This window comes from Kitasatospora sp. NPDC036755 (assembly GCF_040636595.1).
Classification (GTDB): Bacteria; Actinomycetota; Actinomycetes; order Streptomycetales; family Streptomycetaceae; genus Kitasatospora.
The window spans coordinates 1-13,214 of sequence record NZ_JBEZUT010000250.1 but is presented as its reverse complement, the minus strand read 5'-3'; the positions used below and the strand labels follow the sequence as shown (position 1 = coordinate 13,214).

9 protein-coding genes, 1 tRNA gene and 1 pseudogene are annotated in these 13,214 nt (G+C 74.9%); 2 read left to right on the top strand and 9 right to left on the bottom strand.

The annotated features are described in order from the left end of the window. Positions 1 to 1,691 (top strand): annotated as a pseudogene (locus AB0E96_RS29675) (hypothetical protein); the annotation flags it as partial. A gap of 93 nt (positions 1,692 to 1,784) precedes the next feature. Here AB0E96_RS29675 and AB0E96_RS29670 read toward each other — a convergent pair. The 3 genes from AB0E96_RS29670 to AB0E96_RS29660 form a co-directional block, all read right to left on the bottom strand. Next, positions 1,785 to 3,446, bottom strand: a complete 1,662-nt coding sequence (locus tag AB0E96_RS29670; RefSeq protein WP_359828821.1) for a long-chain fatty acid--CoA ligase — start codon at positions 3,444 to 3,446, stop codon at positions 1,785 to 1,787. Between the two features lie 219 nt (positions 3,447 to 3,665). Beyond that, entirely contained in the window at positions 3,666 to 4,901 is a 1,236-nt protein-coding gene (locus tag AB0E96_RS29665) for a hypothetical protein (protein ID WP_359828819.1), read from the bottom strand. Between the two features lie 45 nt (positions 4,902 to 4,946). Then, positions 4,947 to 5,819 carry a glycoside hydrolase domain-containing protein gene (locus tag AB0E96_RS29660; protein ID WP_359828818.1) on the bottom strand — a complete coding sequence of 291 codons (873 nt, stop codon included), beginning with the start codon at positions 5,817 to 5,819 and terminating at the stop codon, positions 4,947 to 4,949. A 152-nt stretch (positions 5,820 to 5,971) separates the two neighbouring features. On the opposite strand from AB0E96_RS29660, the gene AB0E96_RS29655 reads away from it, so the two are divergent. Next, a complete protein-coding gene (locus tag AB0E96_RS29655; protein ID WP_359828816.1) occupies positions 5,972 to 7,039 on the top strand; it encodes an EamA family transporter in 1,068 nt (355 codons plus the stop codon). Between the two features lie 32 nt (positions 7,040 to 7,071). On the opposite strand, the gene AB0E96_RS29650 is transcribed toward AB0E96_RS29655, so the two are convergent. From AB0E96_RS29650 to AB0E96_RS29625, 6 genes are all read right to left on the bottom strand, one after another. Continuing rightward, the gene (locus tag AB0E96_RS29650; protein WP_359828815.1) at positions 7,072 to 7,884 is read right to left on the bottom strand and encodes a pyridoxal 5'-phosphate synthase; all 813 of its coding nucleotides are present in this window, start codon (positions 7,882 to 7,884) and stop codon (positions 7,072 to 7,074) included. 530 nt (positions 7,885 to 8,414) lie between these two features. Further along, positions 8,415 to 8,744 carry a hypothetical protein gene (locus AB0E96_RS29645; protein ID WP_359828813.1) on the bottom strand — a complete coding sequence of 110 codons (330 nt, stop codon included), beginning with the start codon at positions 8,742 to 8,744 and terminating at the stop codon, positions 8,415 to 8,417. A gap of 483 nt (positions 8,745 to 9,227) precedes the next feature. Next, a complete protein-coding gene (locus tag AB0E96_RS29640; RefSeq protein WP_359828812.1) occupies positions 9,228 to 10,592 on the bottom strand; it encodes an FAD-linked oxidase C-terminal domain-containing protein in 1,365 nt (454 codons plus the stop codon). 139 nt (positions 10,593 to 10,731) lie between these two features. Beyond that, entirely contained in the window at positions 10,732 to 11,559 is an 828-nt protein-coding gene (locus tag AB0E96_RS29635; RefSeq protein WP_359828810.1) for a MerR family transcriptional regulator, read from the bottom strand. A 129-nt stretch (positions 11,560 to 11,688) separates the two neighbouring features. Next, a tRNA-Ser gene (locus tag AB0E96_RS29630) sits at positions 11,689 to 11,776 on the bottom strand. 63 nt (positions 11,777 to 11,839) lie between these two features. Continuing rightward, the coding region (locus tag AB0E96_RS29625) for a trypsin-like peptidase domain-containing protein (protein ID WP_359828808.1) at positions 11,840 to 13,214 on the bottom strand (1,375 nt) is incomplete at its 5' end.

Sequence of the window (13,214 nt, the reverse complement as noted above, 5' to 3'; positions counted from 1 at the left end):
CCGCGCCCTGCCTCGGCAACGCGTACGCGGTCGAGGAGTACGCCCGGGTGCCCGGATCGCTGCGCGAGGCGGCCCCCGCCGTACCCGGCACCCCCGGCACCCCGGCCGAGCAGTGGCCGAACGCCCCCGCCCGGGTCGAACGGGCCGTCCCCGAGCAGTGGAACGGCACCGGCAACGACCCCGCGTACGGCCGCCAGGGCCTGGCCGGACCGGACGGCGCCCAGAGCGACCCGTGGGGCAAGGACGACGGCCGCTCCGGCCCCGCCTACGCCGTGCCCGTCGAGGGCCACCGGGCGCAGCCGAACCGCTCCGGCCGCGAACCGCTCGCACTCGGCCCGGCGCCCGCGCCCGCCGCCCAGGACGGGACCCCGCCCGGCGGCACCCCGACCGCCGAGGCCGGCCAGGAGCAGGCTCAGGGCGAGACCAAGCACCGGCGCCGCCGCGCGCTGCCCACGACCGAGGAGGCCCCCGGCGGCTTCGCCCTGCCCGGCGCGGCCGACACCCCGGTCTACCCCGGTCTGGAACACGCCCTGCCGGTCGGCCCGCCGCCCGCGCTGCCCGAACCGACCGCCACCGCGCCGACCGGGCGCCGCCGCCGGCTGGCCGTCCCCCCGGGGCCCGGCCCGGACGCCCTGGTGAACGCCTCCGGTCCGGCCGACCATGCCGACCAGGCCGGCCAGGCCGGCCAGGCCCAGCAGTCCGCCCCCGGCACCGCGCTGGCACCGGCCCGGGCCGCGCTGCCCACCGCCGAGGAGCCGTCCGGCCCGCGACCGGTCGGCACCGGCCTGGGCGAGCTCGCCCCGCCGCGTCCGCTGGGACCGGTGCCCGCCACCGCTCCGCAGCAGCCCGTCCCGGCCGACGGCGCCCGTGCCGCGCTGCCGCCCGCCCGGGCCGCGCTGCCCGCCGCCGAGGAGCGGCCCGGCCCCGAGCAGGCGCCGGCCCCGACCGGCGAACTCGCCAACACCCGCCGGCTGCTGGTCTGGCCGGAGCCCGACCCCGCCACCAAGCAGGCCCTCCAGGCACGCGGCTACCTGCCGGTGATCGTGCGCTCCCGCGAGGAGGTGGACGCCCAGGTCCCCGGCTTCCCCGCCGCCCTCTTCGTCGACCCGCTGACCGGCCCGATCACCCGCACCGCACTCCAGTCGCTGCGCACCGCGGCGCTCAACCGCAGGGTCCCGGTGCTGGTCACCGCCGGCCTCGGCCAGGCCACCCGGGACGCCGCGTACGGGGCCGACCCGGCCGTCCTGCTGCGTGCCCTCGCCCCGCGCGACGGCGAGCACCACGCCCCCCGGGTGCTGCTGGTCGAGGGAGACCCGGACATCGCCGCCGCCATGATCAGCAGCCTGGAACGGCGCGGCATGCACGTCGAGCACGCGGTGGACGAGAACGACGCGGTGGCCCGGGCCAGCAGCGTGCAGCCCAACCTGGTGGTGATGGACCTGCTGCAGATCCGCCGCCGCCGGGTCGGCCTGCTGGACTGGCTGCGCGCCAACGACCGGCTGCACCGCACCCCGCTGGTGGTCTACACCTCGGTGGACCTCGACCCGCGCGAACTGCCCCGGCTGCGCACCGGCGAGACGGTGCTGTTCCTCGCCGAGCGCTCGACCAGCGAGGACGTCCAGTCCCGGATCGTCGACCTGCTCGGGCGGATCGGCGCGATGGGCGAGGCGGGCGTCGCCGCCGCGGGCTGACCCGGTGCGCGGAAGGGCCGGCCGCCCCCGTTCGGTACGGGGGCGGCCGGCCCTCATTCGTCGGTCACGCCTCGGCGGTCCCGCCTTCGACGGTCACTCCTTGCCGAGCACCGTGACGTCCAGTTCGTCGGCCGCGTAGCCGGCCCGGATCACCTTCTTGTCGAACTTGCCGACCGAGGTCTTCGGCACCGACTCCACGATCGCCCAGCGCTCCGGCAGCTGCCAGGAGGCGACCCGCTCGCCGAGGAAGGCCCGCAGTTCCTTCAGCCCCACGGTCGCGCCCGGGCGCAGCACCACGGTGGCCAGCGGGCGCTCGCCCCACTTCTCGTCCGGGACGGCGACCACGGCGGCCTCGGCCACGTCGGGGTGGGCCATCAGGGCGTTCTCCAGCTCGACCGAGGAGATCCACTCGCCGCCGGACTTGATGACGTCCTTGGCCCGGTCGGTGAGGGTCAGGTAGCCGTCGGCGGTGATGGTGCCGACGTCGCCGGTGCGCAGCCAGCCGTCCTCGGAGAACTTGTCGTCCGGGCGGACCGGGTCCTGGCCGGCGCCGCCGTAGTACGCCCCGGCGATCCACGGGCCGCGCACCTCCAGCTCGCCCGCCGAGACGCCGTCGTGGGGCATCCGCTCGCCGCCGGGGCCGATCAGCCGGGCCTCGACGGAGGCCGGGAAGACCCCCTGGGTGATCCGGTACGGCCACTCCTGCTCGGGGGTGAGGCCGCCCGGCGGCTGGGCGAAGCAGCCGAGCGGGGAGGTCTCGGTCATGCCCCAGGCGTGCAGCACCCTGATGCCGTGGCGCTCCTCGTAGGCCTTCATCAGCGAGGGCGGGCAGGCGCTGCCGCCGATGACCACCATGCGCAGGCTGGAGGTGTCGTAGTCGCCCGCGTCCAGCTCGTCCAGCAGTCCGGCCCAGATGGTGGGGACGGCCGCGCTGACGGTCGGGCGGACGGCGGCGATCATCTCGGCCATCGGCTTGGGCTGGAGGAAACGATCCGGCATGAGCAGGTTGGCGCCGGACATGAACGCGGCGTGCGGGATGCCCCAGGCCTGGACGTGGAACATCGGGACCACCGGCAGCGCGGTGTCGCGCGGGGTGAAGGCGAAGTTGTCGCCGGTGTTGACCTGGAGGCAGTGCAGGTAGACCGAGCGGTGGCTGTAGAGCACGCCCTTCGGGTCCCCGGTGGTGCCGGAGGTGTAGCAGAGCACCGCGGCCTGCCGCTCGTCGATGTCCTGCTGCCAGGGGTACTCGGTGGGCCGGCCGGCGATCAGCTCGTCGTAGTCGTGCACGCCGCCCGCGAAGCCGGCCAGCACCGAGCGGTCGCCGGGACCGCTCACCACGATGTGCTTGAGGGTCGGCGCGAGGTCCGGGAGGACGGCGGCGAGCAGCGGCAGGACGCTGCCGTTGACGATGATCACGCGGTCGGCGGCGTGGTTGACGATGAACGACAGCTGCTGGGACGGCAGTCGCAGGTTCAGCGTGTGCAGCACGGCCCCCATCGAGGGGACGGCGAGGTACGCCTCCAGGTGCTCGGTGTTGTTCCACATCAGCGTCGCTACGACGCTCTCCTCCGCGCAACCGAGCTCGTCGCGCAGGGCCCAGGCGAGCTGGGCCGCGCGGGCGCCGACCTCCGCGTAGGTGCGGGTCACCGGGCCCGTGCCGTCCCAGGTGGTCACGGTCGACCGGCCGTGGATCGTCGATCCGTGCTCCAGGATCCGGGCGACGGTGAGCGGTACGTCCTGCATCGTGCTGAACACGGGTCCTCCTCGACCTGGCGGCACTGGGGGCTGCGCCTGCGACACCTACCGGGCGGTAATGCGCGCGGACGTGCCCGATTGTGCCGCCCCCACCCCCCGCTGTCAGTATCCCGGCCCAGTTGCACGGATCACGGATTCGTCCCGGTTCCGCCCCCGGTGCCCCGAGGGCCCGTTCTGCCGGTCGTCGCGCCCCCCCCGGGGACGACCGGCGGGCAGGCCTCAGGGGAGGTCCGGGCGGACGAGGCGGAGGGAGTTGGCGGGGTCGGGGGCGTAGGCCGGGTCGAGGGTCCAGCCCTGTTCGGCGGCGATGGCCAGGGCCCGGTGGGCCCCGGCGCCGCGGTAGGTGGCCCGCTTGAGGTGGATGCGGTGCGCGGGGGTGCGGGTGGCGGAAGCGGCGGGGGCCGCGGTGCCGGCGGCGGCGGAGCGGATGCGCTTGGTGTCGCGTTCGAGGATGCGGCGGATGTGGCGGTCCCAGGCGGCGGGGCTGTTCGTGAACTCGGCGCGGAACGCGCGCGGGCCGACCGTCCAGCGGGCGCCCCAGCGGTCCCAGTAGTCGGGCTCCGGGCGGCTCACCCAGAAGGTGAGCAGGCCGTACACCGGGACGTAGACGATCTGGAGCAGGAAGACGAAGGGCAGCAGCGGCGCGAAGCGGACCGGCTGCGGCCCCCACGGGGTGCCGGGGGCCGCGGGCGGGCCCTGCGGGGAGGGCGCGTCCAGGGTGGCCGGGGCGGGGAAGTGGCGGGCGAGCCGGACGTGCCCGGCGTCGGTCCCGGACGCCACGCCGTGCCAGCCGTGCCGCTCGGCGAGCCGCACCACGCCGGCCGCGCCGAGGCCCCGGTAGAGCCGCAGCGCGAGCCGGGTCCCCACCACCCGGCCGAGGTCCGCCTGCAGTTCGCCGTCACCGGCCGCGTGCGCGGCCTCGGCGGCGGCGATCCGGCGCGCCAGGACCGGGGCGACGTAGCGCTCCCAGTCCTCCGGGCGGCCGGTGAGCTCGGCCCGCAGCCGGCGCGGCGGGATGAAACTGCGGTTGACCTTCAGCCAGCCGTCGGAGCTGGGGCCGGACCCGCCGACGTTGTCGGCGAGGATCAGGACGACGAGGAGGAGCACCAGGCCGAGGATCCAGAGCGGGGCGTAGATCCACTGGAGCAGGAACTGGATCAGCACCGCCAGGCGGTTGCGGCGCGGCGCGGGGCCGGGGAAGCCGCCGGCCGGGGAGCCCTGCGGGCCGCCGGGGAGGCCGTTCGGGAGGCCGTTCGCGGGCTGCGGCGGCACGGGCCGGGCGTACGGGTTCTGCGCGTACGGATTCCGGGAGTACTGCGGCTGCGCGTACTGCGGCTGCGCGTACGGGTTCCGCCCGTACTGCGGCGCGCCGTGCGGCGGCTGCCCGTACGGGTGCTGCCGCTGCGGCGGCGCGCCGTGTCCGCCGGTGGCGCCGTACCCCTGACTGTCGGCCATGCCGTTCCCCCCGTGCTCGATCGGGGGTCACCCTACCCGCGGGTCTCAGCCGGCGGTCGGGCCGTCCACGTGGTTGCGGTCGACGGTGAGGGTGGCGCCGCCGAAGGTCTCCTCGACGTTGCCGTGGTACTGGTGGACGCGCTGGTGGAAGCTCCAGAGGTCGGGGGCGAGGCCGCCGGAGCCTTCGGTGTCGGCCTGGCCGTCCCAGCGGGCGTACCAGAGCGCGTCGGGCATCGGGGAGCTGCCGGCCCGGGCGGCGGCGGCGAGGTCCGCGATGCCGGAGTCGAGGCTGGAGTAGAAGCCGGAGCGGTAGCCGGCGGCGTGCAGGCCCGCCGTCCAGCCGAGGGTGAAGTCGACCACGGCCTGGCCGCAGGCCGCGTCGCGCATCGGGTAGGCCTCGATGTCCAGGTAGACCGGGCTGCCCTTGGCGAGACCGAGCGCGCGCAGGGCCCGGGCGGCCTCGCCCGCCTCGTCCCGGCCCTGCTCGGCGGCCCTCGCCGGGTCGATCCGCTTGGGCTTGTGGCTCGGGTCGGCGCACGGCGCCTGCAGCCCGACGTGCACCGGCAGGAACCGCCAGCCCAGCGCCCGCACCTGGCGCACCCACTCGGCGGTGAGCCGCGGCTGGCTGCAACCGCGCTGGGAGCCGCTGGTGTAGATGCCGACCGCCCCGTACGGGGAGGTGTCGCGCCAGGCCTTCAGGGTGTCGAGCGGTGGTGCGGTACAGGCGTCGAAGGCGGGGCCGCGCCAGGTGTCGCGGGCCCGCGGCGGGCCGGACCGGTCGGGCAGCGTGACAGCCCGGATGCGGGGGGCGGCGAAGGCGGCCGGGACGGTGGCTTCGGCGTCCACGCCCGCCCCGTCGGTGGCCAGCAGGAGCACGAGGGCGGCGGCGAGGAGGGCAACGGAGCGGAGATGGCGCACCCCGCCTTGATACTGACGGTCCGTCGGGCTTCGGCGGCAACCACGCCGCAGCGCCCTCGGGAGTCCACCCTTTCGGACGCACCCGTCCGGATCCGTCCCGATTTTTGTAACGAGCTTGCTGGTTCATCACTCCTTACGGCAAACTCACGAATATGCCCACCTCCCATACCAGCGAAACCCCCGCAGCCTCGTCGTCGGCCGCCGCCGTCGCCGAGGCCCTGGCCATGCCGCCCTCCCCCAAGGGCGAGCCCGCCGGCGAGCGGGGGAGCCGGCGACGAGGCGGGGCGTCCGGGCCCGCGGCGCCACCCGAAGTCCACGCCGGCCGGTCCACCGGCCGGTTCGGCAAGGTCCTGCGGCGCCCGGAGAGGATCCCGGCGCCGCTTCTCTGTCTGGTCGCGATGTTCCTGGTGCAGACCGGCATCGCGCTGTCCAAGCCGCTGTTCGGCCCGCTCGGGGTCAGCGGCACGACCTTCCTGCGGCTGAGCTTCGCCGCCGTCATCCTGCTCGCCGTGACCCGGCCGAAGCTGCGCGACAAGCGCCCGCGCGACCTCGCCGCGGCCGCGCTGCTCGGCATGGCCTCGGCCGGGATGACCTTCCTGTTCGCCGGGGCCATCGACCGGCTGCCGATGGGCACCGCCGCCACCATCGAGTTCCTCGGCCCGCTCGCCGTCGCCCTGGTCTTCGCCCGGCGTGCCAGCCACCTGCTCTGGGCGCTGCTCGCGGCCGCGGGTGTGGTGCTGCTGACCCTGCTCGGCGAGGGGGACGGCGGCGGCTCGCTCGACCCGGTCGGCCTGCTGTACGCCTTCGGGGCGGCCGCCTGCTACGCCGTGTACATCCTCTTCACCGACAAGGTCGGCGCGACCTTCCAGGGGTTCCAGGGCCTGGCGGTGTCGATGACGGTCGGCGCGCTGACGCTGGCGCCGTTCGGACTCGGCCAGGCCTGGCACGGACTGACCGCGCCCGACGCCTCGCCGGTGGCGCTGCTCGCCGCGGTGGCCGGGGTGTCGCTGCTGCTGCCGGTGATCCCGTACGCGCTGGAGATGACCGCGCTGCGGCGGATGCCGCAGCGGGTGTTCAGCGTGCTGGTCAGTCTGGAGCCGGCGGTCAGCGCGCTGGTCGGGCTGGTGGTGCTGGGCCAGCTGCTGGGCCTGCCGCAGCTGGCCGGGATCGGCTGCGTGGTCGCGGCCAGCGTGGGCGCCACGCTGACCGGGCGACGGTAGCCCCCTTCCGCCCCCGGCGCGCCGGGGGCGGACTACGGCCAGAGCAGGGTGCGCGACCACTCCGGCGAGCTGACCGGGCCGGTGCGGGTGTAGCGCAGCCGGATGTGCCGACGCTGGGCGTCGCCCTGCCAGAACTCCACCTCGTGCGCCCACAGGGTGTAGACGGCGTGCCCGGACGCGACCGCGTCCGGGTGCGTCTCCAGCCGGCGGCGGGCGACCGCCACCGCTTCGTCGTACTCGGCGAACGAGCCCAGCGGCTCGCTCTGCCGCCCGACCAGCGCACCGACCCGGGCGGCGGGGGAGCGGGTGGCGAACTCGGCGGCGGCGACCAGGTCGGCGGCCCGCTCGACGGTGCCGCGCACCCGGACCTGGCGGCCCAGCTGCGGCCAGTAGACGGTCAGCGCGGCGGCCGGGTGGTCGGCGAGCTGACGGCCCTTGGGACTGTCGGCGTCCGCGGAGAAGTTCCAGCCGGTGCCGGTCGCGTCGACGTCGCGCAGCACCAGCACCCGGGCGTCCGGCATGCCGTCGGCGTCGACGGTCGAGAGGGTGAAGGCCTGCGGGTCCAGCACGCCGGCGTGCAGCGCGGTGGCGAGCCAGTCCGCGAACAGCGGGCCGGGCCGGACGGGGGCGGCCTCGTGGTCGAAGGACGGCAGCGGGCGGGCCATCGGCGGGCGGCCGAGCAGCAGTTCGGGGACGGACCGCGGGCCGGACCGGTGCTCGTGGAGCGGCTCGGCCGACGGCTCCGGGCACGCCTGCGCGGCCGGCTCGGTGGCCGGTTCCGTGGCCGGCTCCGGTGCGGAACCGGTTCCGTCCGGGCCGGTCAGGCCTTCCTCCTCCGCCGCCATCGCGCGCCCTTCCTTCCGTTTGCCGCGATCGCCGCCCCGGCCGGGCCTTCCTGGCCCGGGCACGTGGGTGCGCTGTCGGAGCGCAACCGTACCGCCGTCCGCCGACGGGCCCGGGCGCGGGCCCTCCGTGGACGGATCCGGGCCGGTCGGCGGGGGTACGGCGGCCGGTCGGGCGGGAAATCCGGGGCGGAGGCCGAGCGGACCGGCGCCGGACGCACTCGTGGGCGGTGCCGATGGCGGCACCGCCCACGAGACCGGTTTCGCGGTGACCCTTTCCGCCGGCCGGTCGAATGCGTCTTCCCTCTGGTGTTCCCTGTGGTGATCCCTCTGGTGCGGTGTGGAGTTGGCTGCGGTGTGTCGGTGGCCCGGTGTCCGTCGCGGCCGTTCCGATCCCGGCCGGGCCCGTCCGCGGCTGCTCAGCTCACCCGCGGACACCCACGTCCGGCGCCCCCGCCGTTCGTGGTGCCCGGTGCCGCCCCCGGCCGTGCGGCCTGGGAGTCGATCGGTCGGCCGGTCGGCCGGTCAGTTGGTCAGTTGAAGGTCGGGGCGACGACGACGTTGATGTCCTTGTTGCCCTGGCCCGCCTGGACGGTGCCCCCGTTGTCCTTCACCGCGAGGGTGTTGTCCTGGTTCGAGGCGCCGGGGCCGGTGGCGGTCTGCTGGGTGGAGACGTAGTTGCCGTCGACCCCGCCGAACGCGTTGCCGGTACCGGTGTTGGAGACCACCCCGGTGTCGGAGCCGAGCTCGGCGGCCGCGCCGTCGTCGGCGGCGGCAGCCCCGGCCCCCGCCAGCAGCAGGCCGGCCGCGAGTGGGCCGGCCAGCAGGAGCCCGGCTGTTCGGCCGGGGTGGGTGCGTGCCATGGATGCCTCCAGGAAGCTGCTTGTCGCGCGATGGTCGATCAAGGTGCGCAAGGTCCGTCTGCCGGACGAACGCCTACGGGCTGCGACGCCGGGAGACAGACTTCCGCAACAAATCGACAAAGCGCCAGCCCGCACGGCGAATTTCGCCCGTTCGCGTGATATCCGAACAGACCGCGCATAGCAGCTCGAATTGCGGAACCACGGGCGCCACACCCCGGCTGAGCTGGGGATTCACCCACCGGACGACCGGCCGGGACACCCGCGGCGTCGGCGCACCGGTGTCACACGATCCGCTGGGCGCACCACCCCGGCGCGTACGAACGGAAAACGCGCCCCGAGAAAGTTCGCTCACCCTCCCATGTCGACTTTTCAAGCCATTCACAGACCATCGGACGATCACACCGCAATGGGAGGGGTGTCGACGCGGAGCGGCCGCCGGGGTGCCTCCGGGATGCCGGCCGGATGACTCCGGCAGCGGGTGGATCAGATCATCTTCCCGGGATTCAGGATGCCCAGCGGATCGAAGACCGTCTTCAACTGCCGCTGCAGCTCCAACGCCACCGGGCCCAGCTCACGAGCCAGCCAGTCCCGCTTCAGCAGGCCCACCCCGTGCTCCCCGGTGATCGTGCCGCCCAGCTCCAGCCCGAGCGCCATGATCTCGTCGAAGGAGCGCTGGGCGCGGGCCGTCTGCTCCTCGTCCGAGCCGTCGAAGATGACGATCGGGTGGGTGTTGCCGTCCCCGGCGTGACTGACCACCCCGATGGTCAGCCCGTTCCGCTCGGCGATCACCGCGACACCGTTCAGCATCTCCGCCAGCCGGGAGCGCGGCACGGCCACGTCGTCGATCATCGTGGTGCCCAGCCGGTCCAGCGCGGGCAGCGCCATCCGCCGGGCCGCCAGCAGCAGATCGGACTCCGCCTGGTCCTCGGCCGGCACCACCTCGGTCGCGCCGGCCTCCCGGCACAGCCGCGCGGCCCGGGCCAGCTCGGCCACCCGGTCCGGCCCGTCGAAGGCCACCAGCAGCAGCGCCTGGGTGGACTCCGGCAGCCCCATCCGCCCCAGCTCGTTGACGGCCCGCACCGAGACCGCGTCCATCAGCTCCATCAGCGACGGGGTCAGCCCGCGCGCCATCACCTCGCAGACCGCCGCCCCGGCCGCGTCCGCGCTCGGGAACTCCGCCGCCAGCGCCAGCTGCGGGGCGGGCGCCGGCCGCAGCGCCAGGACCGCCCGGACCACCACGCCGAGCGTCCCCTCCGAGCCCACGAACAGCCTGGTCAGGTCGTACCCGGCCACGCCCTTCGCCGTCCGGCGGCCGGTGGACAGCAGCCGCCCGTCGGCCAGCACCACGTCCAGCCCGAGCACGTACTCGCTGGTGACGCCGTACTTCACGCAGCAGAGCCCGCCCGCCCCGGTGCCGATGTTGCCGCCGATCGTGCAGGACTCCCAGCTGGACGGATCCGGCGGGTACGAGAGGCCCGACTCCTCGACGGCGCGGGAGAGTTCGGCGTTCACCACGCCGGGCTCGACCACCGCGATCCGGTTCACCGGGTCGATCTCCAGGATCCGGTTCAGCTTCACCAGCGACAGCACGACGCAGCCGTCCACGGCGTTCGCCGCACCCGAGAGACCGGTCCGGGCGCCCTGCGGCACCACCGGGACGTTCAGCGCGGTCGCGGTGCGCAGCACGTGCTGCACCTGCTCGACCGTCTCCGGGAACACCACCACCGCGGGCTGCCCGGCCGCGCAGAAGCCCGCCATGTCGTGGCGGTACGCGGCCGTCACGTCCGGGTCCACCACGACGGCCCCGTCCGGGAGGCCCTGCGCCAGTCGGTCCGTCAGATCACCCATCGCCGCCTCCGCTCGCCGCCCGCCCGCCTCCACCTCCGCACTCTGCCCGGACGGCAGGGACCGGGCAAGTGGGCCGCGGCGGGGAGACGGAGGCGGAGGCGGCCGGGGGCGCGCCCCCGGCCGGGCAGGCGGAGTACTGCTACCGCCGGGCCACCGGCTCCTGGATCTCGGTGACCCACCCCGCCGGGTCCTCCGGGCACTCCAGGTACAGCTCCCGGGCGTAGCCGGCCGAGCGGTAGCCGTTCTCCTCGATGAAGCGGGCCAGTTCCTGGACCGTGCCCAGCACCCCGTCCATCGCGCCGCGGTGCACGATCGTCGCCGCCTCCCCGACCGGCGGCAGGTCGACCACCTCGAAGTCGTGCGCCTCCGCCCGCACCGACGGGCCGACCGGGACGGCCACCCGGACCAGCACCGCGCCGTCGCCCTCCGGCGCGTCCTGGTAGTGGGCGACGGACGGCCCGGTCGCCTCGACCCCGGCCGCCGCCAGCCGCCGGCACAGCTCGGCGAACAGCGGCCCGATCACCGGCCCGATGTCCTCCGGTTCGTAACTCGCGGCCACACCGGACAGTTGGGCCACCCGGACGGGCGGCACCGGCTTCACCACGACATCGTGTGCGGACATGGTCCCCTCGCTCTCGATCGTCCGGAGCCTCGCCTCCACCCGGGCCAGCCGCAGCTCGTCGGCCGCGATCGCCTCGGCGAGCTGGGCCCGCCGCAGCCGCAGCATCCCGCGCAGCTCGGCCGGGTCCACCCGCTCGTCCAGGACGGCCCGGACCTGCTGCAGGGTGAAACCGAGCTCCTTGAGCGCGATCACCCGGTTGAGCCGGGCCAGTTGGGCCGCCTCGTACGAGCGGTACCCGGTGACCGGGTCCACCCGGGCGGGCCGCAGCAGTCCGATCGCGTCGTAGTGGCGCAGCATCCGTACCGACACCCGGCCGTGGCTGGCGAAGTCTCCGATGTTCAACATGGTGCGACCACTCCATCCCCTGCCACGGTGTCAGGGTCAACCCCCGCCGCCTCCCGGCCCCCGGAAAACACCGAGGGCGGGTGCCGAGCGATCTCGGCACCCGCCCTGAGCAGGTGGTTCTCCTACCGGCGGAGAGCGTGGGATTCGAACCCACGGTACGGGGTCACCGCACGACAGTTTTCAAGACTGTTCCCTTAGGCCGCTCGGGCAGCTCTCCAGGCGGAGGTCAGCCTAACGGGTCCGGCGGGGTTCGGCGCACACGTTTCCGCGTGGGAGGGGGCTACTGGTCGCCCTCGCGCTGGCCGAGGGTGACCTTGGTGTTGAGGGTCTGGCCGTTGCGGGTGTACTCGACGTCGACGGTCTCGCCGGGCTTGTGCGTCCAGATCCGGCTGACCAGGGCGGGACCGTTCTCGATCGGGACGCCGCCGAGCTTGGTGATGACGTCGCCCGGCTTGAGGCCGGCCTTGTCGGCCGCGCCGCCGGGGGTGACGGCGGGCTGGCCCTGGATGTCCTTGGTCTGGATCTGCGCGCCGTCGCCCTTGTAGTCGTCGTTGCGCAGCACGTCGAGCTTGGCGTAGACCGGCTTGCCGGTCTTGATCAGGGTGTCCGCGACCCACTTGGCCTGGTTGATCGGGATGGCGAAGCCCAGGCCGATGCTGCCGGCCCGGCCGTTGGAGGAGGCGTTGGACTGGATCGCCGAGTTGATGCCGACCACCGCGCCGCCGGAGTCGAGCAGCGGACCGCCGGAGTTGCCGGGGTTGATCGAGGCGTCGGTCTGGAGGGCGTTCATGTACGAGGCCTGCGAGCCGGTGTCGTCGCCGGAGGCCACCGGGCGGTCCTTGGCGCTGATGATGCCGCTGGTGACGGTGGACTCCAGGCCGTACGGCGCACCGATCGCGACGGTGGCGTCGCCGACGTTGACCTTGTCGGAGTCGGCGAGCGGCAGCGGCGCCAGCTTGCTCTTGGGCGGGTTGTCGATCTTGACCACGGCGACGTCGTAGCCCTCGGCGTGGCCCAGCACCGAGGCGCTGTACGAGCTGCCGTCGGCGAACTTGACGGTCAGTTTGCCGCCGTTGAGGGTCGGCGCGACCACGTGGTTGTTGGTGAGGATGTGGCCCTCGGTGTCGAAGACGAAACCGGTGCCGGTGCCGGACTCGCCGTTGCCCTGCGCCTTGATGGTGACGACGCTGGGCAGCGCCTTCTGCGCGATGGCGGCGATCGAGCCGGGGACGGGCTCGTTCTTCTGGGTGTCGCTGGCCTGGACGGTGGTGCTCCGGTGGTCGTTCGAGGAGCGGGGGCCGTCGTTGCGGTCGACGACGGTCACGCCGAGCGCGCCGCCGGCCACACCGGCGACCAGGGCGACGGCCGCGATCAGGCCGACCAGGCCGTTGCGCTTCTTGCGCGGGGCGCCGGGGCCGCCCGGACCGCCGGGGTAGTCCGCGGGGTAGCCGAGCGGGCCCGCCGGACCGCCGGGGTAGCCCGCGCCGCCGGAGGTGGAGTCGTGGGCCGGGCCCCAGCCGCCGACCGGCTGGCCGGCCCCGAAGGGGTGGTGGCCGGGGGCGGCGTGCGCGGCGCCGTACCCCTCGTGCGCGCCCGCGGCGGGGACACCGTGGGTCGGGGTGGCGTACGGGTTGCCGGCCGGCGGCCCTGCCGCC

What these genes read in the sequence shown, in the direction of transcription:
- AB0E96_RS29655 (WP_359828816.1), top strand. Translation starts at nt 5,972, where the DNA reads ATGCCCACCTCCCATACCAGCGAAACCCCCGCAGCCTCGTCGTCGGCC.
- AB0E96_RS29645 (WP_359828813.1), bottom strand. Translation starts at nt 8,744, where the DNA reads ATGGCACGCACCCACCCCGGCCGAACAGCCGGGCTCCTGCTGGCCGGC.
- AB0E96_RS29640 (WP_359828812.1), bottom strand. Translation starts at nt 10,592, where the DNA reads ATGGGTGATCTGACGGACCGACTGGCGCAGGGCCTCCCGGACGGGGCC.
- AB0E96_RS29665 (WP_359828819.1), bottom strand. Translation starts at nt 4,901, where the DNA reads ATGGCCGACAGTCAGGGGTACGGCGCCACCGGCGGACACGGCGCGCCG.
- AB0E96_RS29650 (WP_359828815.1), bottom strand. Translation starts at nt 7,884, where the DNA reads ATGGCGGCGGAGGAGGAAGGCCTGACCGGCCCGGACGGAACCGGTTCC.
- AB0E96_RS29635 (WP_359828810.1), bottom strand. Translation starts at nt 11,559, where the DNA reads ATGTTGAACATCGGAGACTTCGCCAGCCACGGCCGGGTGTCGGTACGG.